The sequence below is a fragment of the Riemerella anatipestifer genome (genome assembly GCF_009932355.1).
GTDB classification, from domain to species: Bacteria; Bacteroidota; Bacteroidia; order Flavobacteriales; family Weeksellaceae; genus Riemerella; species Riemerella anatipestifer_E.
In genome coordinates this window covers 61,179-86,723 of record NZ_LEKU01000010.1, presented here as the reverse complement: position 1 = coordinate 86,723, position 25,545 = coordinate 61,179, and the positions used below count along the sequence as shown (strand labels likewise).

Below are 25,545 nucleotides of genomic sequence, written 5' to 3'. Positions count from 1 at the left end.
TCGCTCCGTAAATTACGGAGCGATTTTTTTATTATGTATCTTATTAAATACTAACCAACCTTTTTTCCGTTCAAGAATCTTATAAATACAATCCCCAAGAAAAAGAAAACAACCATAGACAAAGCTGCATATCTCATATTATTAAAATGCTCTATAAGAGTCGCAAAAATAAATGTTCCTAAAATAATAGCTACCTTCTCTAAAACATCATAAAAACTGAAATAGGTTGTATTTTCCATACCATTTTCTGGCAATAGCTTAGAATATGTGGAACGAGACATTGCTTGTAAACCACCCATTACCAAACCAATAATACCTGCAACTCCGTAGAATTTATATTCTGCATCAGGGCTATGCTTGTCTATCATATACGCTGCTACGCACGCTACAATCCACAGGAAAACGGCTATCGAAATCACATTTTTATTGCCTATCTTTTTAGATAATCTAGAAAACAATACAGCTCCCATAATCGCTTCAATCTGAATAACTAAAAGAACTAAAATAAGTTTTTCTTGAGGCAAGTTAATTTCGCTTTTTCCGAACAAAGTCGCCATTAGGAAAATGGTTTGCATCCCTACACTATAAAAGAAAAAACTAGTAAGAAAAAACTTAAGGTTAGGCGTTTTAAATAGTTGTGTCCCAACCTTGTGTAACTCTCTAAAACTCTCTTTTACAATCTCTATGTAGAAGATAATATTACTTTTAAAAACCGCCCAAAAACCACCTTGTTCTTTATGGCTTTTAAAAACATTCTTTAAATTTAGAAGTACTAAATCTTTAGGTAGCTGCTCTTTAACATTCCCAAACTTCGGTAAATGCTTAAATGTGTAATATGAAAAACCAAACCACCATGCTCCTGTAAGTAAGAAACTTACACGCGTCATTATCAGGGCTTGTTTAGGTGTTTCGGCTAGAACTTGAATGAGTAATAAGCATATAATCACCAATATTACAGAGCCAATATAACCATAGACATAACCTCTTGCGGAAAGTGCATCTTGCTTATCTGGTGTGGCAATATCTGGTAGAAATGAGTTATAAAAAACCAAACTCCCCCAAAATCCTACACTAGCAGTAATACTAAAAAGAAGTCCTAAAAATACCGTATGCATATTAACAAACATTGCTAAACCCATACACGAAGTTGCTCCTAAATAACAGAAAAACTGCAAAAAAGATTTTTTATTACCGATAGTATCCGCCAAAGAAGATAATATGGGCGATAAGAAAACTACTATAAGAAAAGAAATGGTAAGCGAATATCCATAAATAGCATCTGGATGATAATTTTCCCCAAATATTTTAATACTATTTCTTACAGGTACTTTTACCCATTGCCCTGTTTCACTTATATATTCATTCTTTTCGTAAGCTGTAGTAATAATACTATAATAAATCGGAAAAATAGTAGAAGTAATCACTAAAGAATATACAGAATTAGCCCAGTCATACACCGCCCAAGCTCTCATTACTTTAGGATTATTTTTAATATTTTTACTAGGTTGATTTTCCTTTATGTTTGACATACTATAACTAAATTTAATCTCGCAAAAATAACAAAACCATTAAGAACTTAGATATAAATCGTATTATTTATTCTTAATGGTTTTTATAATCAACTATAACAATAGCAAATACTAGCAATTCTCTATCACTAGAGCAGAAGCACCACCACCTCCGTTACAGATAGCCGCCGCTCCTATTTTACCATTATTCTGCTTAAGTACATTGATGAGTGTAACCAAAATTCTAGAACCCGAACTTCCTAGAGGGTGTCCTAATGCCACTGCTCCTCCATTTACATTAACCTTAGACTCATCTAAACCAAGAATTTTATTATTTGCCAAACCTACCACAGAAAATGCCTCGTTGAACTCAAAAAAATCTACCTCTGACAGACTAACACCTGCTTTATCTAAGGCTTTTGGTAAGGCTTTAGCTGGTGCTGTTGTAAACCATTCTGGCTCTTGTGCTACATCTGCATAACCTATAATTTTAGCCAAAGGTTTTAATCCTAGTTCTCCCATTTTTTCTTTAGACATCAGAATAAGAGCAGAAGCACCATCATTAAGTGTAGAAGCGTTAGCCGCTGTTACAGTACCGTTTTCTCTTTGGAATACCGTTGGTAAGGCAGGTATCCTATCAAAATTCACATTTTTATACTCTTCGTCTTCGGTAAAGAGAATGGGTTCACCCTTCCTTTGTGGAATTTCCACTGGTACTATTTCATCTGAGAACTTACCTTCTTTCCAAGCATTGGCTGCCCGTTGGTAAGATTGTACCGCAAATTTATCTTGAGCCTCCCTAGAAAAACCATATTCCGAAGCACATTTCTCTGCACATACGCCCATATGTACTTTATTATACACATCGGTAAGTCCGTCCAGAACCATTCCGTCCTGCATTTTTACATCACCTAATTTTACCGCTTGTCTAGCATTATAATAATGAGGCACCAAACTCATATTCTCCATACCTCCTGCTACTACTACATCAGCATCTCCCGCCTTTATCGCTTGTGTTGCCATCATCACGGCTTTCATACCAGAAGCACAAACTTTATTGATAGTAGTACACGGTGTTTCCTTAGAAAGTCCTGCTCCCAAAGCTGCTTGCCTAGCAGGTGCTTGCCCCTCTCCTGCTTGTAATACATTCCCCATGTAAACTTCCTGAACTTCTTTAGGGTCTAAATTTATTTTGGCTAAAGCTCCCTTAATAGCTGTTGCCCCCAATTGTGGTGCAGGTATATTAGATAACGAACCTAGAAAACTTCCCATCGGTGTTCTTACTGCCGATACTATAAATACTTCTTTCATTTTATTCTGTATTAAAATTTACTTTGCCAAAGTACGAAAAAAAATATAGCTCTAAAAGTAAATATCATTAAAAATGAAAAACAAGGATTTACATTTGTTAAAGAAGAATAACAGTAGTAAGTAGAGAAATTTTTAAAACTCTACTATAATACCGAAATAAGGTAATACTCTCAACCTATCCTGCTCTCCCGTTACCAGCTGATATCTCTGTTGTAAATAAGGTTCTGCTGGGTTGATAACAACAGCTTCACCTTGCTCATTTCTATTAAGATTTACCACAGGAAGATTGCTTGGATTAGCGGAAGTAAAGGCATTGATGATATCTAAATATCCACTAAGTTGCCATTTTTTAAATATCCATTTTTTCTCTAGTCTAATATCCATTTGGCTGGTACTATTACCTCTGAAAGCATTAGTCTGTGCAAAATCTCTTACAGGAGCGTTAGAAATATCCCATACCGCTACCATTTGGCTCAAAGCTAGATTGTAAGGCGTTTCTGGCAAAGCAGACTGAAATCTAAACCTTACACCCAAATTCCAATTTTTCTGAAAATTTTTACCTGCCGTAAGACTCAAAATATATCTGGAATCCCAACTAGAAGGCAGTAGTTTACCTTCCGCATTGCTAAATCTAGAATAACCATAAGTATAGGCTAATATCCCATAGAAATCGTTAAGTGTTCGTTTTTGAGCAAGAAACTCAACACCATAAGTTTCGCCTATTCCTCTAGCGTCCAAAGGCTCTGTACCTATTACACCAAAACCGCCCCCCAGATTAGCCAAAGAAACTCCGTTTCTAAGCGAAAAAGGAACATGATTATATTTTTTGTAATAAGATTCTAACGTTACACGCAGGTTATTAGGAGCTTTATACTCTAAACCTCCTACCAATTGGGCATTTCGGATATATCTGAGATAAGGGCGATTAACCAAAGTTTGATTTTCCTGATACCCTAAAGCCGTGTAAGACGGTAGTTGATAATAAATTCCTGTATTAAAATTAAGCGACCAAGCATTACTAATAGCATAACTAACCGCCAAACGAGGCGACCATTGCCTCAAAGGATTGCTCGTTCCTGCGGAATAATCCGAGCCATCCGCCCTAAGCCCTGCGGAAATGTTCCACTGGTTTATTCTATAATTACCCTGCACGTAAAGCCCGTATTGAGATAGGTTAAAATCCGTGCTATATTGGTCTGATACCTGCCCTACTTGAGTAATCTGCTGTACAAAAGACTGATTGTAATACCTCGACAAACTGTAATTTCCTCCTGCAGTAAATCTTATATCTCCTAATCGGAAATTTCGGTCTATACGAATTTTATTTTCTTGCTCTTTGGAATGGTAATCCAATAACTGATTTTCTGGTTTTTCTATATTTCTAAAATATTTGTACGCAGAATTATCCAACTCACTTCTACTCATTGTAAAAAGCCAATAGCCATTTTCTCTTAAATGACGATACCCCGCCCCTAAAGTATAACTCCATTGGTTGTTGATAGGCAACTGCTCAATCAACGTAAGATTAGCTAAAGTTGGTTTGGCGTTTTCGTTAAATTTAAAATTATCCAACGCCCCAATACCAAGCACATAAAACTCATCTCCAGATTTAAACTTTTTAGAAACTTTAAAATTGGTATCATAGTACGAAGGTAAAAAAGGCAAGCCCACCGCTTTAAACAGAAGCTGAAGGTTGGATTTCCTAACGCTAAAAAGTCCCGTCCAAGATTGGTCTTTAGATAGTGGGCCGTCTGCCATTAGCTGCATATCATCAAGCCCTATCACGGCTTTGTAGCCTATCTTATCTCTTCTGGCAGATTTTAGATTAAACTCAAATAAAGAAGAAAGCACGCCGTTTCTATTCGCAGGGAAAGCCCCACTGTAAAAATCAACATCCTTTATAAAATCTACCGTTATAATTCCTCTAGGTCCGCCGCTAGCTCCCTGAGTCTGAAAGTGATTGATGACAGGAACTTCTATTCCATCAATATAAAATTTATTTTCTTGTGAGGCCCCTCCTCGGATAAACAAATCATTCCGAAAAGTAGCGGTACTCCCTACTCCTGGTAAACTTAATAAGGCTTTGGATATATCCCGATTAGACCCTGGATTTTTTTGCACTTCCTCCGCAGAAAGTGTCCTTAAAGACAATGGGCTTTCTGCTGTTTTTTTATAGGCACTTTTAGAAATCACCACCTCCTGAATGTTCTTTGCCTTTTTCTCAAGAGTGGCACTTAAACTAATGTTTTGGTTAGGCACTACATCTATATCATTAAGGTAAACCGATTGATAACCTTCTGACTCCACTAAGAAACTATAACTTCCTGCGGATAAATCTTGTATCTGTACTTTACCCTCGCCATTAAAAGCCTGTTGGGTTTTAAGTACCGTTACCTTAGCCGGTAAACCTTTTTTATTAAAAAAATCATATACGCTGATATTTACACTCCCTACTTGAGCAAATAACCAACTCCCAACCAAAAGAAAACAAAGTGATAATTGAGTCTTCATAAGTATACTTATTTGTGCAAAAATAATTTAATTTCAAATAAAAAAGAGAACCCTAAATTATTGATTAGAGTTCTCTTTTTTTAAATGTATCTAAGATTGAATTTACATAGGCTTCACCAAATCTAAAAACCAATTTTTAACATCACCTTCTAAATAAGGACTTAACTTTTCTTCACAAGTTTTATGATAAGTATTTAACCAATTTTTTTCTTCCTCAGTAAGTAGTTCTATATTGATAACTTCTCTAAAAAATGGACAAAGCGTAAGAGTTTCAAATCCATAAAATACTCCATAAGGCGTTGTATCTAATTCTTTTACCGCTACTAAATTTTCGTGTCTAATACCGTACTCGTTTTCTACATAAAAGCCTGGCTCGTTGGAACAAACCATACCAGGAAGTAACTCTTGAGGATTCATATCCTTTCTAATATTTTGAGGTCCTTCATGTACATTCATAAAGCTCCCTACACCGTGCCCCGTGCCATGAGCGTAATCTTTACCTCTTTGCCAAAGCGGCAACCTAGCAATAGTATCTAAATGAAAACCTCTAGTTCCTTTCGGAAACTTAGCTATACTCAAATCTATCATTCCCTTGAGTGCCAAAGTACAATCATCTATAAAAGATTGAGATACCGCTCCTAACGCTAATGTTCTGGTAATATCAGTAGTACCTTCTAAATATTGCCCTCCAGAATCAATTAAAATACTTCCTTCATTAGTAACTTCTTTACTTCCTTCCGATTTCGCAGAGTAATGCACAATCGCTCCGTTACCCTTGTACCCTATAATACTTCCAAAACTTTCGCCCACAAAATTCTCTCCTTCGGCACGGAACTCTTTTAATTTCTTCCCTATGGAATATTCTGTCATAGGCTCTTTACCTACATTATGTTTCAGCCAATATAGAAATTTAACCATTGCCACTCCATCTCTCACCATCACCGTTCTAAAACCTTCTAATTCTGTACTGTTTTTAACCGCTTTCATTAAATTAGCAGGTACAGGAGCTACAACAAAACTATTTCCTTCTAAAGCATTATATATAGCTTGATTAGCATTAGGAGATACTAGTACTTTCTCGTTTTTAAATTGAGCTAAATATCCAAAGAAAGATTCGTAAGGCATTAGTTTAACTCCTGAAACTTTCATTTGTTCTTTCGCTTCATCATTGAGTTTTTCTAAATCAACAAAAAGAACCGCTTCCGCTTCGCCAATCACTAAATAACTTAAAAAAACAGGATTACAAGCCACATCGCTACCTCGTAAGTTAAGCGTCCAAGCCACATCGTCTAAACTAGACATAATATGCACAGAAGCCTCTTTTTCTTTCATTTTCTGCCTAATGGAAGCTATCTTATCCACCACAGATTGCCCTGCCCATTTTAAAGGATGAACAAAGACTTCGTTTTTTGAAGGTACACCTCTGTCTGTCCATATTTCTTCCAATAAAGGCTGATTGACCAAAGAAATATGTTTCTGCTCTAGTTTATTTTCTAAATCAATCCAATTGGAGTGAGCCGTAGCCAAAGCATTCACCGCTACTTTTCCATTCTGTGGAATTTGTGACGCTATCCAATCTATATAATTTGGAGTACCTTCTACTCCTTCTTTCATTAGTTCTATCCCAGACCCAGCCAACTCTTGCGGAGCTTGTACAAAGTAACGTCCATCAGTCCAAAGAGCCGCCTTATCTTCCGTAACCACCACAAAACCTGCCGAACCTGTAAATCCTGTAAGCCAAATTCTCTCCTGCCACTCCTTGGGAAGATATTCACTCATGTGTGGGTCTGCAGAGTACACTACAAATGCGTTTATATTATATTCTTTCATTTTAGAGCGTAACGCTCCTAATTTTTCTGTAACTGTCATAACTCTTCTGAAATTTTGAGGTAAAGTTAAGAAAATCTTTTGTTAGTAACATTTATACTTTTAATCATTAAAAAAATAAAAATTTTCAACAATTATACTTCACCATCAAATCCAACAAAGATTCAAAAAAACGAAAAATTGGTAGTTTACCTTAATTATAGTAACTTTGTGGAAAATCGTTTTCAACATAAAAATATATTACAATGTCAAAAGCTATTTCGCAAGTACCATTTGCAACTAATGAGCCTGTAAGAGCCTATGCTCCAGGGTCTGACGAAGTAAACTCTCTAATTGCCACTTATAAGAAAATGTGGGCAGAGAAAGTGGAAGTCCCAATGATTATCAACGGAAAAGAGGTAAAAACAGACCATAAGGTAGAAATGTTTTCTCCACAAGACCACCAACACAGTTTAGGTTTCTACTACAAAGGAGATATGAAAACTGTAGACGAAGCCATAGAAACTGCTCTTGCCGCTAAAGCAAAGTGGAACGCACTAGGTTGGGAACAGAGAGCTTCTATCTTCTTAAAAGCAGCAGACCTCATCGCTGGTCCTTACAGAGATAAACTGAATGCGGCTACGATGATTGCCCAGTCTAAAAATGTGCATCAGGCAGAAATAGACTCTGCTTGTGAGTTCATAGACTTTTTAAGATTTAATGTAGAGTTTATGACAGAACTCTACTCTGAACAGCCTGTTTCTGATAACGGCATTTGGAACCGTTCAGAGTATCGTCCGTTAGAAGGGTTCTGCTTTGCCGTAACCCCATTTAACTTTACTGCTATTTCTGGTAACCTACCTACTTGTATGGCAATGCTAGGAAATGTAGTAGTATGGAAGCCTTCTGACAAACAAATCTATTCTGCAAAAGTAATTATGGAGGTACTAAAAGAAGCTGGCTTACCAGACGGTGTTATCAATATGATTTTCACTGACGGAAAAGAAACAGCAGAAAAAGTATTAGCACACCCTGATTTTGCAGGCCTCCACTTCACAGGTTCTACTAAAGTATTCCAAGGTATGTGGAAACTAATTGGAGACAATATCCACAACTATAAATCTTACCCAAGAATCGTTGGAGAAACAGGAGGTAAAGATTTCGTAGTTGCTCACCCATCTGCTAATGTAGAAGCCGTAGCCACTGCCCTAGTAAGAGGTGCTTTTGAATATCAAGGACAAAAATGTTCGGCAGCCTCTCGTGCTTACATTCCTAAATCTATCTGGAATGATGTAAAAGCAGTAATGGAAGCTCAACTTAGCACTGTAAAAGTAGGTTCTCCAGAAGACCCATCTAACTTTGTAAACGCCGTGATAGACAAAAACTCTTTTGAAAAATGCAAAGGTTACATCGAAAGAGCTAACCAAGCTAATGATGCTGAAGTTGTTTTAGGTGGTAAAACTGATGATAGCAAAGGTTGGTTTGTACACCCAACTGTAATTCTTACTACCAACCCTAAATATGAAAGTATGGTAGAAGAAATTTTCGGACCTATCCTTACCGTTTATGTTTACGAAGATGCTGATTGGGCTGAAACGCTTAAATTAGTAGATAGCACTTCTCCTTATTCATTAACGGGAGCCATCTTCTCGCAATGTCGTTATGCGATAGACGAGGCTTATAAAGCATTAGAAAACGCTGCTGGTAACTTCTATATCAACGACAAACCTACAGGAGCCGTAGTGGGACAACAGCCATTCGGTGGTGGTAGAGCTTCAGGAACTAATGATAAAGCTGGTTCTAAAATGAATCTACTTCGTTGGGTTTCTGCAAGAAGCGTTAAAGAAACTTTTGTTTCTCCTAAAGATTACAAATATCCTTATTTGGGATAATATACCTTAACACATAAGTCTAAAACAAAAGCTGCTCGATTGAGCAGCTTTTGTTATTTTATTTCTTCAACCTGAATTTAATATAAGTAATCGTTTTTCCTTTTGATGAAAATAGCTCTTCATAATAAGTTCTTATATCTCTCAATAGTGGCGTTTCAGGGTCGTATTCTGGCGCCCCATAAATATCGTGATGAGCCGAAATTATCTCGTGTCCTAAACCTTGCAGCAATCCTAAAGTATAGCCGTGTAGAAATTCAGAATCTGTTTTTAAATGAATCACACCATCTTTTTTGAGTATTTTATGGTATCTGTCCAAAAATTCAGGGTGAGTCAGCCTATGTTTGGTTCTGCGATATTTTATTTGAGGGTCTGGAAAGGTAATCCAAATTTCATCTATTTCATCTGTAGTGAAAAAGCGGTCAATAAGTTCAATCTGTGTTCTTAAAAAAACAACATTATCTAACTCTTTAGCTAGAGCGGCTTTAGCACCAAACCAAAACCTAGCCCCTTTAATATCTACTCCTATAAAATTTTTATTTGGAAATGCTTCTGCCAAGCCTACACTATATTCGCCCTTCCCACAGCCTAACTCCAGCACTATAGGATTATCATTTTTAAAAACCTTTTCTCGCCACTGCCCAGCCAAAGGATACCCTTCTAAAGCCTCCTCTCTAGTTGGCTGAAATACATTTTTAAGTATTTTATTCTCGGCAAAACGCTCTAATTTATTTTTTCCCACAACTTATTTTTTAACGAGTGCAAAAATACAATTTTAAAGTCTATTTAACGACTTCCATTATGGTGGTATTTTTCATTCTCTTTTGGAATATTGGCAAGTATTTTTCAAAATAGACTTTAACCCCTTCGTACTTATTATTTTGCACTAAAGCAAAAACGCCCTCCTCCGAAGAATATACAAATTGTAGAAAATCATCTATCATATGTTTAGGAATTTTCATAGAAACAAAATAATCGTCCCCATAATAATTTCTGATAGCCGCCGTGGTTTTCATCATTTTTTCGTAGGCATATAAGCGACGTTTTCTTTTTTGTTCCCCCGAAATCATATCATAAATAGTATCTATACTAAAGGTTAAACCTCCGCCCGCAAATGCTGCTGGTGGAGCTTCTGGCGAAGTTCCGTCCCCTTTAGGTTCTGGAAGTCCTATCATCTGCTTGAGAGCCAACGGTGATTTTTTATCATCTAGTGCTATAACATCTTTTTTTAGAATACCACTAGGCTTAAATTTAGATAATTTAACTTCAGGAATTACATTATACGCCATTTTAAGCTCCACAATATTATTGTAAGTTGCTAGGTGTTTTTCGGTAATAGTGATATCTGTTCTATCCGTAGTAATAGAGGTAAACCTAATGACATCGCCTTTGGAAGCCGCTATTTTAAAGGCTCCTTTGTAATCACACAGTACCGTTTTTCGGGTTTCTAAGTTAGTAACATAGATTGGAGTTAAATAAACCTCCGAGCGGTCTTCCACAAGAACTTCTCCCACAAAAAATTGAGACTTGACACACACGCTCATCAACAAGAGTAAAAATAATAAACTTCGATACATCAACTAAAATAATATCGGCAAAATTAAGCGTTGCCCTCTAAAGCACGAGTTAATTTTTTACTAAAAATAAAAGCTAAACTTCTAAATTCTTGTTAATTTCCACCTTTAAAATTTGTGTTAATAGTTTGGATTTGTTAATAATCATAAAATGACCTCCATTATTCACTTTTATTGGGCTATCAATATTTCTATAAGGTAGGATTCGGTCTTTTGTTCCGTGAATATGTATCATATTATTCACTACATGAATATTCCTCCAATGTAAAATTTCTCTAATCGCCCATTTTAGAAATTTAGGATTTGTATCTTTTATAATTTCAGAAAGCAAAATCTTATCAGAATTATTCTCTACACCGAAAGCCCAGTATAGCAATATATTTGGATACATGAAGAGACTTTCAGGAATTAACTTATCAAGTTTAAGTTTCCCAAACCATCTATATAATTTCGGAATTTCAAACTTTGTTTTTGCCGATGCACTCAAAATAACTTTTTCTGTTGTAATATGTTTAGCTACTTCTGTTGCTACAATTCCGCCGAATGAAAGTCCAATCAAAACTGGTTTTTCTGTAATAATTTTCTCTGAAATCCTAAATGCATAATCTTCAAGACTTTCTCTATCCTTTGGTTCAATCCAATCTATAAACTCATAATCGTAATTTGAAAAATCAATTTTTTCAAACGCTCTTTTATCCGCTCCAAGCCCACTAAAAATATAAATTTTACTCATAATTTATGTTTTATAGTTTAAGAGTAACTACTCTTTTAGCCTTTAGATTGCAATTTCTTCCTCAACTCCACACGATTGACTTTACCATTTGGAGTTCTAGGAATTTTGTCTAAAAAAACAATCTCTTTTGGTGCATAGTAGGGCTTATCATACGCTATCTCGCCAAGTAATTTTTGAGTTTCTTGGGATATTTCTCCTTCTATTACCAACACTAATTTTTCGCCTAAAACAGCATCAGAAATGCTAGTAAATACCAACTCATTCGGGATTATTTTCTTTAACTTATCTTCTAATTGTTCTGGGATTATCTTCACTCCACCAGAATTAATGACATTATCTACTCTACCCAAAAAGTTAAAAAAACCTCCTTCTTTTAGTTCTACCAAATCATTAGTAGTGAGTTTTTCCGAAGTAAGAAGAGATGCCTCTATACAGAGACACCCTCGTTCATCTTGAGTTAAAAATATATTTTGCAATGGTTTAAAATAGGGTTCCTCATTTGGCGTTATCTGTTTTAACGCAATGTGAGAAAGTGTTTCGCTCATTCCGTAAGTTTCATAGATGTGAGATGTAACACCTTTTAGCTTTGCTTTAAGAGACTCCGAAACAGCCGCACCGCCAATGATAAGTTTTTTAATTAAATCTATCTTTCCCAAAGAATACTCCACTTGGAGTGGCGTCATCGCACAGAAATCAACCTCTTCGTCTAAATCTTCTAAAGGACTAACGGAAGGCGTTTTTATCAACAACTTCAAGCCTCGTTCCATAGCCCTTACCAACATCATTTTGCCTGATATGTATTCCACAGGCAAACAGAGCAATGCCTTATCTGACCTATTTAAACCTAAAAAATCACAGGTCATAGTCGCAGATGCCTTCATTCTTTCCTTTTCTACCTCAAATACTTTAGGCACACCCGTGGAGCCTGATGTTTTCACCGAAACGCAAGGCTTCTCCGAATACCAATCTTCTAAAAAATTTAGAACTTGATATTCAAAATCGGTATTAGGTTGAAGTTGTTTTAAATCTACCTCTTTAGAAAAGTCTATCAGCATCATAGAAATACTTATAATTTACCTCAAAAATAAACTATAAATATCAAATGCTAAAATCTACTCCTTTATAATTAAAGGTTAAAATTGATGTAAACAGAATGTCTCGCATTTATCCTAACGGAATTGATAGCTATTTCGGAACGCAAAGGCAATTGACTTTCCACACCTATATTAAACTTACGGAAGGAAAACTCCGCTCCCAATTTACTCAACACCAGATAACCGCCCGTGTGAGGCACTTTTTCTCCCACCTGTACATTTTGGAAATACTTTTCCGTAGAAATCCCTACTCTAGGAGACAATCTAAAACTATCAAAATCTTTGATATAATACCCTGTAACAGAAGTATTCCATTGATCTCCAAAACGATAATAATATTTATTCTGATTTTTGAATATATAATCGGTAGAGAGTGCCACAGCCCATTGTCCTTTCATATAAGTATAATTAACAATGGCGGAATAGTCCCAACTTCCCGTACCTCTTTGAAAACTCGGATTATAGGAGTTAGCCGTTTTCTCATCAAATTTAGCTAATGGTACTTTAACCCCAACTCCAAAATTAAGCCTATGCGAATCTTGTTTATCCAAATTAAGTTTATAAATAACCGATGCCGACGCATCTCCCACACCACTTAATTCTTGTTTGGTATCTGCTGTATATCTACTATGAAAATGAAATGGCAAATTGGCATAAACATCTACATTTTTATGTAGTGGAATACGCCCCCAGATTTGCACCGTGTTGTAATGCTCTGGAACGGAAAAATGAGCATCTAAAATATTACTTTTAGATTCATACGATTGGTAAAGATATTTAACACCTATAAACTGAGGATTGAGTATGCTTTCAAAACCAGAAGCCGCATTACCTACCGCACAACCACACGCATCACAATCTTCCTCTAACCACCTTAGAGATTGGATAGTAAAATTTGTTGGTTTAACACTAATACTATCTTTAGCCTGTAAAATCAATAGACTAAATAAATTAAAAATTAAAATTATCTGTTTCATCATCTATTCTGAAAATGCTGGGTTAGTAATAAATTGAGTATCACTTAATGTTTTTAAAAACGAAATAAGATCATATTTTTCTTGCTCTGTTAAAGGAATTCCTACTCTACCTTTAACCTTTCTAAATTCAGGGTCTAAGTTAGGATTGTCTATAACTCCTGAATCATAAAAATCAAGTAAAGCCTTTAATGTGTAAAATCTACCATCGTGAGTATATGGAGCAGTATATTCCACATTTCTAAGGCTAGGCACTCTAAACTTCAAAAAATCAGAGTCTTTACCTGTTACTCTTTTTCTACCTTCATCTTTTAATATCGGATTATAAGGCAGCCCTGTATTTCTGTAACTTTGGTCTGTAAACAAATCCGTGGAGTGGCAAGCCGTACATTTTTGCTTAAAAATAGTATAGCCTCTCGCCTCCTCCTCTGTAAATTTTTCTCCTTCATTTCTTACCACTTTATCATACTTACTGTTAGCAGAAATCATTATAGACATAAATTGTGTGATGGATTTCAAAATTCTTTCAGCCGTAACTTTGTCATCGCCATACACAATGGTAAAAAGTCTTTTATAATCTTTATCGTCTTTAATCTTCTGTGTAATATTTTCTATGGTTTCGTCCATTTCTTCGTGTGCCGAAATAGGAATAATAGGTTGCATCTCTAAATCGGTTACAGAACCGTCCCACATATATTTATCCAAAAAAATCATATTCTGAATAGGCAAAGCGTTTCTAAAACCTTCTCTGCCTTCTACTCCGTGGCTCACCGTGTGTCCGTGATGCGTAAAGGCGTCTTCTTGAATATGGCAAAAAGCACACGCCACAGCATTATCTTTGGCTAATCTTCCGTCATAAAATAGCTTTTTTCCTAGCTGAACGCCATATTCCGTAGGTTTATTAGCTTGTAAATTATACTTCACTTCTGGAAAATTAGATGGTATTCCAAATGCGTAAGGTTGGTCTATAGGATACTGAACTTCCGCCTCATCGTTCCGACAAGAAAGCACAGAAACAAGAACCACCAGCCCTGTGATAATATAGCTTTTCATTTTTCCGTAATTTATTTAAACCCTACCCAAAGACTTAACTTCAGGTAGAGTTTATAATTAAAAATAATTTATTGGAAATAGTAGCCTAGTTATTATGAACATGGTCCACACTAAACATAAGCGAAAGATTTTCCGCTGTTTCCTTTACCACAGACTTACTAGGGTGCATCGCCTGTGCATTATCATCTGATAAAACCACTTTATTCTTACCACTTAAGAATTGGTTAATATCCGCCATAATGTGTATTTGAGGAGCAATTACTTTTCTTACCTTAGCCACTTGTGGCAAGTCTAATGTGATAACTTTATAAACATCAGGAGTATTACTCTGTTGTGGATTCCCTATATTACCTATATGTATTTTGAAATTTTTGTCTAAAGCATCAGAATAAGTTCCTTCAAAATTCACAAATTTATAGCCACTTGCCCAGCTCCAGCTCATACCATTCGTCTTAGCTTTATCCCAAAACAAAGCCTGTTTTTCTTGCCCTAAAACAAACGCATCAGGAGAAATACCTAGCCCAAATTTAACTTGCTTATAATCTCCAGCAGGAATTTCCTCTAACACAAAATTATGCGTTATTGCTTCCTCCGACTGGTCCACGATATAAGCACCTTTGTCTGGATTTTGGTAATGATATTTAACCTCTGCACCATCGGATTTTACTAGAATAACATCACTCACAATGTATTTTAAAGTACTAAACTTGTGTTTCTGAGATGATGACGAAGTATAAACTCCAGAAAGCTCATACATTGCCTGTCCGTTAAAGAAGTTTTCAAATTTTAATGTTACAGAATTTTTATCATTAGCGTCTATAGTTGGTTCTTCATCTCTGTTACAAGATACTACCAAACTTAAAATGATTGCAACATAAGCAAATACGATATATTTTTTCATAATTTTTTCTATTTAGTTAAACTGATTAAATTGATTAGATAGAACACCAGAATAAAAAGTGCTCATAATTAGTCCCGAATAAATGACAACTATTATCATATCCGAAACGATACACACCACCAATCCTTTATCAAAATAAAGGAAACAATGATAGCATAAAAATAAAATGATTAAACAGCTAACGAAATAGGAGGACGAAACGATTGGTCAAAAACATCTCTTAGAACAAAGAAGTCTTTGGATATAATCTTGCGTTCAGAATTTTCGTAGAAAACCTCATCAAAGGTAGGCAACCCATTATCCAAAAGTACAAAAACAACCGTTTCATATAAAGATAGACCTACCAAAACGTCGTCTTGTTGGTTGTCTTTCAGTTCTTTTTCTAAGTAACATTTACCATGACAATTCATCTGAGGCTTATCTTTATTAATACAATAATTTGCCTCTATAAAACTTTGGTTTAGCTTAAAATGAACCACAACTATACTCTGCTGGAAAGAAACCAGCATTATAATCGCTAACATTATATAAGCTAAAACCTTTTTCACGAGTACAAAACTAATATTTTTTACAACACCAATTGCCAATATGGATAAAAATCATAGTACAGTTATTTTCCTTATTTTTGCCGTTCGTTAAATTGTTAATCATTTAAAAATTAGACATTGTGCTTTCAGTTCAGAGTTTAGGGTTGCATCATTCGGGAAATTACCTGTTCCGTGATGTTAATTTCACTATAAAAAAAGAAGATAAAATAGGTTTAGTTGGGAAGAATGGAGCTGGTAAATCTACACTCCTCAAAATGCTTTCGGGCGAAATAAGTTTCTACGAAGGCGAAGTAATCCCAGAAGGTAACATCAGCATAGGTTTCTTAAAGCAAGATTTAGATTTTGTAAAAGGTAGAACCGTTTGGGACGAAACGATGCAAGCCTTTGAACAAATCAACGCGATGAAAGCAGAGCTAGACGAAGTTAATCATCAACTAGCCACTAGAACCGACTACGAAAGCGATGCCTACCATCAGCTCATTCATCGTATGACGGAGCTTAACGACTTGCTTCATCATCACGATGCTTACAACCTAGAAGGCGATATGGAGAAAATACTTTTGGGACTAGGCTTTAAAGCAGACGACTTCCAAAAGATAACCGATGAGTTTTCTGGCGGCTGGCGTATGAGGATAGAACTCGCCAAACTACTCCTCCAAAAGAACGACCTTATGTTACTGGACGAGCCTACCAACCACTTGGATATGGAGTCCATCATTTGGTTAGAAAACTTCCTGAAAGATTACCCTGGGGCTATTGTACTGGTAAGCCACGACAAGCAATTTATGACTTCGGTATGCAACCGAACTTTTGACATCAATAATAAAAAGGTAGATGACTACAAAGCCAACTATACCAAATACCTAGAGCTCCGCAAGGAACGAAGAGAAAAGCTAGAACAAGCCAAAAAGAACCAAGATGCCGAAATCAAGCAAATGGAAGACAACATCAACCGATTTCGAGCTAGTGCTACCAAGGCCTCTTTCGCTCAATCCTTGATTAAAAAATTAGAAAAAATAGAACGCATAGAAATAGATAACGAAGATGTTTCTAAGTTCAACATTAGGTTTGTGCAGAGTATCGTTCCTGGGAAAGTAATCTTTGAAGCTGAAAATTTAGGAAAAGCCTACGGCACAAAACAAGTTTTTGACGGTGTAGACTTTTTCGTCCAAAGAGGCGAAAAAATAGCCTTACTCGGACAAAACGGTCAAGGTAAAACCACCCTTGCCAAAATACTCGCAGGAGAAATTAAAGATTATTCAGGAAGTTGGAATTTAGGACACAATGTAAACATCGGCTACTTTGCCCAAAATCAAGAGGAAGTACTCACTCCAAACAAAACCGTACTAGAAGAAGCCGAAGATGCTGCTACAGAAGAAACCAGACCTAGAGTAAGAGACCTTTTAGGGAGTTTTCTATTCCAAGGCGATGCCGTAAACAAGAAAACCAAAGTGCTTTCTGGAGGTGAAAGAAATAGGTTAGCATTATGTAAATTGTTGTTGCGTCCGTTCAATACTTTGATTATGGACGAACCGACTAACCACTTAGACATACAGTCCAAGGAAATTATAAAACTCGCTTTACAGAATTTTGAAGGCACACTTATCGTTATTTCTCACGACAGGGAGTTCTTGCAAGGGCTTTGTGATAAGATTTTTGAGTTTAGAGATGGTAAGATGAAGGAGTTTTTAGGTAACATAGACGAGTACCTAGAATACCGACAAAAGGAAAGCATCAGAGAAATATCCGTAGAAAAATCTAAGCTAGAGGAAAAAGCCAAAACACCTCCTCCAAAAGCGGAGCCTGTGGTGGTGGAGAAACCTCAATTTATCTCTAAAGAGCAAAAAAACCTGCAAAACAAAATAAAGAAGCTAGAGGAGAAAATAGCCGACTACGAAACCGAGATAGCAACTCTAGAGGATATATTTGCAAAGACCAATCCTACGGAACAGGAACTAGAAAAATACCAAACCTTACAAAAGGAACTAGAAGCTATTATGTCTGAATGGGAAAGCCTATCGGAGCAATTGGATTCATTTTAAAATAAAAAAGGCTCTATCTTACTCCAAAAATTGATGCCTATAAAATCTAAACAAGACTTATAGGCATCGTTTTTTAGAGATGTTTATCTTATCAAAGATTATTTCATTTTAAAACCGTTAGCCGTCATCAACGGTCTGCCGAGCAAAGACCGTTTAAAGCAATACTAAATTATCACCGCTCCACCCTCCGACCTAAGGAAACGGAGGCGTTAAGAAAATGGGGCGTCCATTCGTTAAGAAAAACCTATTGTCTGAACAAGCATAGGGTTTAAGCCTTGGCGTGAGTTCTAGGGCTTTTAGAATGGAAGACTCATTTTTTAGCCGTAGTTTTCTAGTCTTAACTTTTTGGTACTTTTAGGTCAAGCTAAAAGTACAGATATATACTTATCTACCTTCTTTTGTCTTGAAACAAAAGAAGCAAAAATTCAAGGTTGTGGTGGCTATGCCTAAAAAATACTCACAAAGGCTAAAAGTTTTAAAACTCGCCCCGCCTCGTTACCCAACGCCTGCTCAAACAGTAAAACTTTTTTAACGCCTTTACTCCTATTTTTTTAACGGCTACCCACCAAAGACCATTTTAAAACTGCTTTAAATGATAACCGCTTAGCTATTATCAACAGTCTGCCGAGCAAAGGTAAGTTTAGGAGCTGACCCCGTAGCGGTATTGGGAGCGGTAGCTTCCAAATAGCAGGGGTCAGTTCCGTGCCGAAGGCAAACCTAACGAAGTGGTTCGGCGGAGCCAAACCTAACCTTTGCTCTTGAACTTTTTATCCTTTTGTTTCAAGACAAAAGGACAAATAACAAAAAGAACAACTTCTAAAACTTATGCCTATAAAAATTATTTTTATGCTTATTAAAAAAAATCCGATGCCTATAAGTTTTTGATTTTATAAGCATCGGTTTTTTTAAAGGGGGCTTAGGGGTTATCCTAAGCCTTCTCGTAAGTGAGTGTCGCTAGGGTATCTTTTATTCCTTTAGCAGGAGTGAAAATCACTTTAGCTTGTTTAATAGCATTAGCCGTTACTTCTTTCTCCGTAGCTTTGCCCTCACTACTAAAACTCACTCGCAGACTGCCCAACTCTCCTAAACGAACAATTTGTCCATTAGCTAAGGACGATTGCATCACATCTACTAAAGCGTAGAGTACCGCTCTGATGTCCGCTCCGCTTACCGTAGAGATTTTCTCTATGTCTCTGGTAAGGTCGGTTAGGGTTTTCTCTCCGCTCATATTAGGAGAAGCATACCATTTTTTGTTGCCGCCACCGCTTACGCCGGGCTGACCTCTTTCGATTGCTTTAAATTTTACTGGCATAATTTCTACTTTTTATGATTTACAGTAATTGATTTTGATGATAAAAATTCCTCACGATACCGATAGGCATCATAAGGAATCATTAAACTATTTTACTAATAAGGCTTCTAACTTCTGTAAACGAGCTTCTAATTCTGCTATTTTAGCATCTTTAGATTTTAACTCTTCTTTTTGAGATTTTAAAACCTTATCTTGCTCTATGCTATGTAGATAAAGCTCCTCTATCTTCTCCACATTGGTAAGTTGAGTTGCCATAAGGTCTACATAACCTTGCTTTTTGATTTCTGCTGCAGACTGATACCCTGGTAAATGTCCGTTAGCTTTTACAAAATCTTCTACTTGACTTAGCGTCTTAAAGCTATAATCTGCTTTAATACTAGAAGTTCCTGTGTAATACTTTTGGAATACATAGTCTGGGAAGATAGCCGCACCATTGGTTCCTATAAAAGCTGTTGCCTTTACTTTACCCGCGACTTCTAATTTTTCTGCTGGAGCATCCACGCCTATACCTACATTATCCCCAAATCTAACTTTTCCCTCATTAGTATAAATAGCATAATTAAAATTACCCCCTTTGTTTACATTTTCTATATACAAACCATACATATCTCCTACCGTAGCTGTAGCATCATTATAAAAAGCATATCTTGCTCCATAAAGTTGCCCCACATTAGCTCCTGCATAAGTTCTGCTATAATTGTAGATACCGTAATGTTCTGGAGTTGTACTGTTCTGACGAAAATAAGAAGCTGACCTAATACCATTGGTTCTTGTTTCTATCGTAGCATTTTCTGATACATTTACCACATTATCTACTCCATACATTACCTTTACGGTGTGTGCAGGCATAGATGTTTGACCAATGTTAAGCACTTGAGAAGATATATTGATGTAACTTCCGCGTATATTATCCGCAACACCTCTATTACTTACAAAAGTTCTTGTACCATACATATCCGTAGAAGTACCATAGTTTCTAGCATGAAAAACACCTCCTGTATTACTACTTACAGTTGCTCTAGAATAGTTTCCGTTTTCACTTCCTACCGAAGTAATACCCGAAATACCTGAAATACCTGACGCCGTAGTATTAGAGAACATGTCAACAGATGAATTAACTCCTGTTAATCCTCCTATTGGCGATGTAACATCTTTAACCACTAACCTTGACTCATCTAATTGATAAGTTTTTGACGGATTAGAGGCAACATGAGCCTCTTTTAGCAAGGCTTGATTAGAGGTAAAAAAGAAACCTCGTCCTGCTGCAATACTCGATACTTGAGGCAAGGCATCCGAAGAGATCAAAGTTGCAAAAGGAATTTCATTAGAAACATATCCTGTAGCATTGTTAAGATACTGATGCGCTAAATCGCTCTCCGCTACATTTCCTAAATTATACAAATATTTTCTCGTTTTTTGATATCCTACAAAATCACCTTGTCCCAAAGCAGGTTTTAGATAAGTCTCTGTAATACTATTATTATCTCTCTGAGCCCAAAGTTGGTCATTGGTTTGGGTATCGCTTAATCTTACCCATTCTCCATTAGCTACACTACCACTTGGAGAAGTTTGGTTAAGATTCTTAAAATAGTAGAAACCTGGGGTTACCTCTACTTGTTTGCCTCCTTTACTAGTATCCGCTAAAGTTTTACCCGAACCAGTATTATAAACAATCATCCCATCAAAATAGGTAGAGAATTTCCCTGGATTTATTGTTGATGTTTTAAATTCCCATGTGGTTAAATCTGTCTTTGGAAAATACAAACCTTTACCAACATTATTATTTGAACGATTATATCCAGATGCATCTAAAAAAGGATTTTCTTGATTTATTACTGGATTAGGATTTGACTGTGTATTGATTTGACCGTAAGCCAATGTTCCCAGTAAAACACTTGCTAGAAATATATTTTTTTTCATTGTTTTTCTTTTTGTTTTTAGTTCTCTTATTTATACTAGTAACTTCCTCCTATTACATACCACGCTGAACCATCTGACATTAAAATATGCCCTTTACCTCCATCTAATGTGGTAGCACTAATTGGCTGATAACTTCCACCATAATTTAACTGTGTTCCTGATTGATTATTTACAGATAAAATCTTCCCTGCATAGCTGGAGGGGTTAGGCATATCAATAGTTGCTGTAGTAGTTTGGATTAAACAAAAAGTACCCTCTTTTTTCCATTCTGTATCATTAGCTTGAACTACTTTTCTAATCCCTCCTGTAAGTGACTGCAAAGTAACTGCTCCTGTTGCTCCTGCACCCATTTTAACCCAAACACCTCCTTTAAAGAAGTAAAAACCCGTAGCATCTACATTAACCGTTGTTCCCGAAGCAGTACCATCAGACACAGAGTCAATATAAAGTAGTGTAGATTCTGTAACACCTGTTCCCATATTAGCAGCTCTTAGACGGCTAACTCGAGGTATTAAAATACCTTCTACTGTAGAGGCTGTAGTCGACTTGTTAGCCGTATTAGGAGTTATTTCTAAAGTAGCTTTAGGTTGTGGTTCGTTAATACCCACTTTACCATCGTACTGTCCATAGGCTACAAAGCCTAAACCTAAAAAGGCGAATACACTCAATTTTGTCGTTTTTGTTGTCATAATATTTAATTTTAAAATTGTTGATATTTAGATTATAGATTTTGGATTTTAGACTTAAGGGTTGAGGTGATACTAGGTTCTAATATCTTACCTCTAAGCTCTGATATAAAAAAACGCCTTCCCCCTCTAAACACACACAAAATGAGAGGAAAGGCTAAAACAGAAAGAAAGCGAAAACTCTCTCCCTGAACACTAAAAGCACCTAACAAGAACGACCATGTTATTAGACAAAACAATGGTGCTTTTAGCATATATTTATGAAAGCTAAATTTAGAATAAGATAAACGCCAAAAGCCCCCAACAAAAGTTGGCGGAATGATACTTTGTTTTAACGATAAAAGTCTAAAGAATTTTCTAGATAATACGACACATACGCAGGTAATTATCTGTGTGTGTGTGTGTGTGTGTGTGTGTGTGTGTGTGTGTTTACACAATTATTTGGAACTACCAAATTTTTGTGTAAGTTTTTTTCACTTTTTTGTATGTTGCTGATAGTGTATCGCATAAATATGAAGCAAACTTATAACCTTTTGCGGAAGTGTGCAAGTTTTAGCATAAGATTTTTCTTCTACCTACCTCTAAATAAAAGCACAAAAAAGACTACCCCCATAAAAGGAGGTAGTTTTTTTTATTGTACTGTTTATTTGTAGAAAAAGTAATCTTTACATATAGTTCTCTATAGGTGCACAAGTACACACTAAGTTTCTGTCTCCATAAGCCTCATCTACTCTAGATACAGATGCAAAGAATTTATGCTCTCGTACCCAATCTAAAGGATAAGCTGCTTTCTCTCTAGAGTAAGGTTTGTCCCAAGAGTCAGAAAGTACCACTTGCTCTGTGTGTGGTGCATTTTTAAGCACATTATTTTGAGCATCAGCTTGTCCGTTAGCTATTTCTTCTATCTCTTTCTTAATAGAAATAAGAGCTTCTGCAAAACGGTCTAGTTCAGCCTTACTTTCAGATTCGGTTGGCTCTATCATCAGCGTACCTGCCACAGGGAAACTTACCGTAGGTGCATGGAAACCGTAGTCCATCAATCGTTTAGCAACATCGGCTACTTCTATACCTAGTGTCTTAAACTGGCGGAAGTCCACAATACACTCATGTGCTACTCTGCCCTGAGCATTAGTATAAAGAATAGGGAAATGTTCCTTTAGAACATCTTTTAGATAGTTGGCATTAAGTATGGCGTGTTCCGTAGCCTTTTTAAGACCTTGAGCTCCCAACATCTTGATATAAGCATACGAGATATTAAGCACTAATGACGACCCATAAGGTGCAGAAGAAATTGCCTGAATTGCCTGTGAACCACCTACCCCTATGTTAGGATTAGACGGTAAAAACGGAACCAAATGTTCTGCTACACAGATAGGTCCTACCCCTGGACCTCCTCCACCGTGAGGAATTGCAAATGTTTTATGAAGGTTAAGATGGCACACATCTGCTCCAATAAGCCCAGGACTTGTAAAGCCTACTTGAGCATTCATATTTGCCCCATCCATATAAACTTGTCCTCCATATTGGTGTACTAAACTGGTAATTTGTCTGATGTTAGCGTCAAAGAAACCATAAGTAGAAGGATAAGTAATCATTACCGCAGAAAGGTTTTCGCGGTGTTCTTCTGCCTTAGCTTTAAAGTCTTCAAAATCTATTTCTCCGTTCTCTAGGTTTTTCACTACAACCACTTTCATACCTGCCATTACTGCCGATGCTGGGTTGGTACCGTGAGCAGACTGAGGAATTAACACGATATTTCTATGCCCCTCTCCTCTAGATTTGTGATATTCACGAATGACCATAAGCCCCGCATACTCGCCTTGAGCTCCAGAGTTAGGCTGTAAAGAAGTTCCTGCAAAACCTGTAATTTCTGCTAAATCTTTTTCTAATTCTTTAATCAATAACTGATAACCTCCTGCTTGTTCCGTAGGTACAAATGGGTGAACACTACCCCATTCTGCCCAAGATAATGGTAACATTTCAGTAGCAGCATTCAGTTTCATTGTACAAGAACCTAGCGAAATCATAGAGTGAGTTAGAGATAAATCCTTTCTCTCTAATCTCTTGATATAACGCATCAGCTCTGTTTCTGTATGGTACTTATTGAAGACTTCATCTTTCAAGATTTCGTCTGTTCTTAATAAGTCTTTAGGTAAAGTACACGCTTCTTTTATATTGATTTTGAAACTTTGCTTCGCTTTAAAGTTTGCAAAAGCATCTAATAATTTTTGTAACTTATCTTCAGTACAAGCCTCATTGAGTGCTATACTTACGATGCCTTCGGTAAAGTAGTTTAGGTTGATACTCTGACCTCTCATTAGCATCATCAAGTTGAGTTTTTCTTCCTCTGACAATGCTATTTTAACAGTATCAAAACTTGCTTCTTCTACTACTTGATAACCTAACATCTTTAAAGACTCCGCAAGTGCATTCGCTTTATAATGAATTTGATCTGCAATAAACTCTAGACCTTTAGGTCCGTGATACACACAGTACATTCCTGCCATTACCGCCAAAAGAACCTGTGCTGTACAGATGTTAGAAGTCGCTTTTTCTCTTTTGATATGTTGTTCTCTAGTCTGTAACGCCATTCTTAACGCTCTCTTACCGTACATATCTTGAGAAACCCCTATAATTCTACCAGGTATATCTCTCTTGTAAGATTCTTGACAAGCAAAAAATGCTGCGTGTGGACCACCATATCCCATAGGAATACCAAATCTCTGTGTCGTACCTACCGCACAATCCGCACCCATAGAGGCAGGAGATTTCAGCTTAACCAATGCCATTGGGTCACAAGCCACCGCTACTTGTAGATTGTTTTCTTTATACTTAGCAATAGAGTCTGTATAGTCTAATACCACTCCGTTTTTACCTGGATACTGAAGTAGCACACCAAAAAAGCCTTCGTTTAGATTTTCTTTCTCGTGGCAACCTACTACGATTTCTATCCCTAGTCCATCTGCTTTAGTTTGAAGTACAGCTACCGTCTGCGGTAACACCAACTCTGACACAAAAAAACGATTAGCTTCTGCTTTTTTCTGCTCTCTAGTTCGGTTTTCAAAGAACATATGCATAGCCTCTGCCGCTGCTGTACCTTCATCTAATAAAGAGGCATTAGCTAAAGGGAAGCCCGTTAATGAAGATACCACTGTTTGGAAGTTAAGTAGTGCTTCTAGCCTACCTTGTGCTATCTCTGCCTGATATGGAGTATAAGCCGTGTACCAACTAGGATTTTCTAAAATATTTCTCTGAATTACCGATGGTAGTATAACATTGTGATAACCAAACCCAATGTAATTATCAAAAAGATAATTCTTAGAGGCTAACTCCTTAGAATGAGAAAGCATTTCGTACTCCGATAAGGGTTCTGAAATGCTTAAATCTTTGTCCGTTCTAATATCCGCTGGTATGGTTTGAGAAATGAGCTCCTCTATTGAAGATACTCCTATCTTGGAAAGCATCGCCTGTGTGTCTTGCTCGTTAAGACTAATGTGACGATTAACAAAGGCTTGTGTATTCATAAATTTTCTATTGTTTTTTTATTAGATTACAGAGCGTAAATTTATTACTTTTTGGTTTTCTATACAAAGATTTTGTGTGCTTATGTACCAATATTTTGTATTTGCACCGTGCTAATAGCCCCGATAGAAGCAGATACCCCACAGTGAAGAGGCAGAGTG

The 25,545-nt window shown here is 36.5% G+C and carries 18 protein-coding genes; 2 read left to right on the top strand and 16 right to left on the bottom strand.

What is annotated here, in order from left to right; translation table 11 throughout:
• Nucleotides 1-50 precede the first annotated feature (50 nt).
• From GXW81_RS04755 to GXW81_RS04740, 4 genes are all read right to left on the bottom strand, one after another.
• Entirely contained in the window at nt 51-1,529 is a 1,479-nt protein-coding gene (locus GXW81_RS04755) for an MFS transporter (protein ID WP_161531408.1), read from the bottom strand.
• 111 nt (nt 1,530-1,640) lie between these two features.
• Nucleotides 1,641-2,819: an acetyl-CoA C-acyltransferase gene (locus GXW81_RS04750; protein ID WP_161531407.1), complete on the bottom strand. Its 1,179-nt coding sequence runs from the start codon at nt 2,817-2,819 to the stop codon at nt 1,641-1,643.
• A gap of 132 nt (nt 2,820-2,951) precedes the next feature.
• Nucleotides 2,952-5,330, bottom strand: a complete 2,379-nt coding sequence (locus GXW81_RS04745; RefSeq protein WP_161531406.1) for a TonB-dependent receptor domain-containing protein — start codon at nt 5,328-5,330, stop codon at nt 2,952-2,954.
• 102 nt (nt 5,331-5,432) lie between these two features.
• Complete coding sequence (locus GXW81_RS04740) at nt 5,433-7,199, bottom strand: aminopeptidase P family protein (protein ID WP_161531405.1); 1,767 nt, start codon at nt 7,197-7,199, stop codon at nt 5,433-5,435.
• 203 nt (nt 7,200-7,402) lie between these two features.
• On the opposite strand from GXW81_RS04740, the gene pruA reads away from it, so the two are divergent.
• The gene (pruA, locus tag GXW81_RS04735; RefSeq protein ID WP_161531404.1) at nt 7,403-9,028 is read left to right on the top strand and encodes an L-glutamate gamma-semialdehyde dehydrogenase; all 1,626 of its coding nucleotides are present in this window, start codon (nt 7,403-7,405) and stop codon (nt 9,026-9,028) included.
• A 58-nt stretch (nt 9,029-9,086) separates the two neighbouring features.
• On the opposite strand, the gene trmB is transcribed toward pruA, so the two are convergent.
• The 8 genes from trmB to GXW81_RS04695 form a co-directional block, all read right to left on the bottom strand.
• A complete protein-coding gene (gene trmB / locus GXW81_RS04730; protein ID WP_161531403.1) occupies nt 9,087-9,767 on the bottom strand; it encodes a tRNA (guanosine(46)-N7)-methyltransferase TrmB in 681 nt (226 codons plus the stop codon).
• A 40-nt stretch (nt 9,768-9,807) separates the two neighbouring features.
• Nucleotides 9,808-10,569, bottom strand: coding sequence for a hypothetical protein (locus GXW81_RS04725; RefSeq protein ID WP_173002803.1), 762 nt, complete (start codon nt 10,567-10,569; stop codon nt 9,808-9,810).
• 106 nt (nt 10,570-10,675) lie between these two features.
• Nucleotides 10,676-11,332, bottom strand: coding sequence for an alpha/beta hydrolase (locus GXW81_RS04720; protein WP_161531402.1), 657 nt, complete (start codon nt 11,330-11,332; stop codon nt 10,676-10,678).
• Nucleotides 11,333-11,367: 35 nt separating this feature from the next.
• The gene (locus tag GXW81_RS04715) at nt 11,368-12,390 is read right to left on the bottom strand and encodes an AMP-binding protein (protein ID WP_161531401.1); all 1,023 of its coding nucleotides are present in this window, start codon (nt 12,388-12,390) and stop codon (nt 11,368-11,370) included.
• A gap of 68 nt (nt 12,391-12,458) precedes the next feature.
• Nucleotides 12,459-13,406, bottom strand: a complete 948-nt coding sequence (locus tag GXW81_RS04710; protein WP_161531400.1) for a transporter — start codon at nt 13,404-13,406, stop codon at nt 12,459-12,461.
• Nucleotides 13,407-14,453: a cytochrome-c peroxidase gene (locus GXW81_RS04705; RefSeq protein ID WP_161531399.1), complete on the bottom strand. Its 1,047-nt coding sequence runs from the start codon at nt 14,451-14,453 to the stop codon at nt 13,407-13,409.
• Nucleotides 14,454-14,538: 85 nt separating this feature from the next.
• Complete coding sequence (locus tag GXW81_RS04700) at nt 14,539-15,354, bottom strand: MbnP family protein (protein ID WP_161531398.1); 816 nt, start codon at nt 15,352-15,354, stop codon at nt 14,539-14,541.
• Between the two features lie 170 nt (nt 15,355-15,524).
• On the bottom strand, nt 15,525-15,878 hold the full coding sequence (locus GXW81_RS04695; RefSeq protein ID WP_161531397.1) for a hypothetical protein: 354 nt from the start codon (nt 15,876-15,878) through the stop codon (nt 15,525-15,527).
• Nucleotides 15,879-16,021: 143 nt separating this feature from the next.
• Here GXW81_RS04695 and GXW81_RS04690 point away from each other — a divergent pair, with 143 nt between their 5' ends.
• Entirely contained in the window at nt 16,022-17,944 is a 1,923-nt protein-coding gene (locus GXW81_RS04690) for an ABC-F family ATP-binding cassette domain-containing protein (protein ID WP_161531396.1), read from the top strand.
• Nucleotides 17,945-18,872: 928 nt separating this feature from the next.
• Here the strand turns inward: GXW81_RS04690 and GXW81_RS04685 are convergent.
• From GXW81_RS04685 to gcvP, 4 genes are all read right to left on the bottom strand, one after another.
• Entirely contained in the window at nt 18,873-19,256 is a 384-nt protein-coding gene (locus tag GXW81_RS04685; protein WP_161531395.1) for an HU family DNA-binding protein, read from the bottom strand.
• A gap of 87 nt (nt 19,257-19,343) precedes the next feature.
• The gene (locus GXW81_RS10500) at nt 19,344-21,176 is read right to left on the bottom strand and encodes a hypothetical protein (RefSeq protein WP_260393544.1); all 1,833 of its coding nucleotides are present in this window, start codon (nt 21,174-21,176) and stop codon (nt 19,344-19,346) included.
• A 35-nt stretch (nt 21,177-21,211) separates the two neighbouring features.
• A complete protein-coding gene (locus tag GXW81_RS04675) occupies nt 21,212-21,865 on the bottom strand; it encodes a hypothetical protein (RefSeq protein WP_154137063.1) in 654 nt (217 codons plus the stop codon).
• A 662-nt stretch (nt 21,866-22,527) separates the two neighbouring features.
• Nucleotides 22,528-25,386, bottom strand: a complete 2,859-nt coding sequence (gcvP, locus tag GXW81_RS04670; protein ID WP_161531394.1) for an aminomethyl-transferring glycine dehydrogenase — start codon at nt 25,384-25,386, stop codon at nt 22,528-22,530.
• Between the last annotated feature and the right edge of the window lie 159 nt (nt 25,387-25,545).

What these genes read in the sequence shown, in the direction of transcription:
- GXW81_RS04755 (WP_161531408.1), bottom strand. Translation starts at nt 1,529, where the DNA reads ATGTCAAACATAAAGGAAAATCAACCTAGTAAAAATATTAAAAATAAT.
- GXW81_RS04750 (WP_161531407.1), bottom strand. Translation starts at nt 2,819, where the DNA reads ATGAAAGAAGTATTTATAGTATCGGCAGTAAGAACACCGATGGGAAGT.
- GXW81_RS04745 (WP_161531406.1), bottom strand. Translation starts at nt 5,330, where the DNA reads ATGAAGACTCAATTATCACTTTGTTTTCTTTTGGTTGGGAGTTGGTTA.
- GXW81_RS04740 (WP_161531405.1), bottom strand. Translation starts at nt 7,199, where the DNA reads ATGACAGTTACAGAAAAATTAGGAGCGTTACGCTCTAAAATGAAAGAA.
- pruA (WP_161531404.1), top strand. Translation starts at nt 7,403, where the DNA reads ATGTCAAAAGCTATTTCGCAAGTACCATTTGCAACTAATGAGCCTGTA.
- GXW81_RS04725 (WP_173002803.1), bottom strand. Translation starts at nt 10,569, where the DNA reads ATGAGCGTGTGTGTCAAGTCTCAATTTTTTGTGGGAGAAGTTCTTGTG.
- GXW81_RS04720 (WP_161531402.1), bottom strand. Translation starts at nt 11,332, where the DNA reads ATGAGTAAAATTTATATTTTTAGTGGGCTTGGAGCGGATAAAAGAGCG.
- GXW81_RS04715 (WP_161531401.1), bottom strand. Translation starts at nt 12,390, where the DNA reads ATGATGCTGATAGACTTTTCTAAAGAGGTAGATTTAAAACAACTTCAA.
- GXW81_RS04710 (WP_161531400.1), bottom strand. Translation starts at nt 13,406, where the DNA reads ATGATGAAACAGATAATTTTAATTTTTAATTTATTTAGTCTATTGATT.
- GXW81_RS04705 (WP_161531399.1), bottom strand. Translation starts at nt 14,453, where the DNA reads ATGAAAAGCTATATTATCACAGGGCTGGTGGTTCTTGTTTCTGTGCTT.
- GXW81_RS04700 (WP_161531398.1), bottom strand. Translation starts at nt 15,354, where the DNA reads ATGAAAAAATATATCGTATTTGCTTATGTTGCAATCATTTTAAGTTTG.
- GXW81_RS04695 (WP_161531397.1), bottom strand. Translation starts at nt 15,878, where the DNA reads ATGTTAGCGATTATAATGCTGGTTTCTTTCCAGCAGAGTATAGTTGTG.
- GXW81_RS04685 (WP_161531395.1), bottom strand. Translation starts at nt 19,256, where the DNA reads ATGCCAGTAAAATTTAAAGCAATCGAAAGAGGTCAGCCCGGCGTAAGC.
- GXW81_RS10500 (WP_260393544.1), bottom strand. Translation starts at nt 21,176, where the DNA reads ATGAAAAAAAATATATTTCTAGCAAGTGTTTTACTGGGAACATTGGCT.
- GXW81_RS04675 (WP_154137063.1), bottom strand. Translation starts at nt 21,865, where the DNA reads ATGACAACAAAAACGACAAAATTGAGTGTATTCGCCTTTTTAGGTTTA.
- gcvP (WP_161531394.1), bottom strand. Translation starts at nt 25,386, where the DNA reads ATGAATACACAAGCCTTTGTTAATCGTCACATTAGTCTTAACGAGCAA.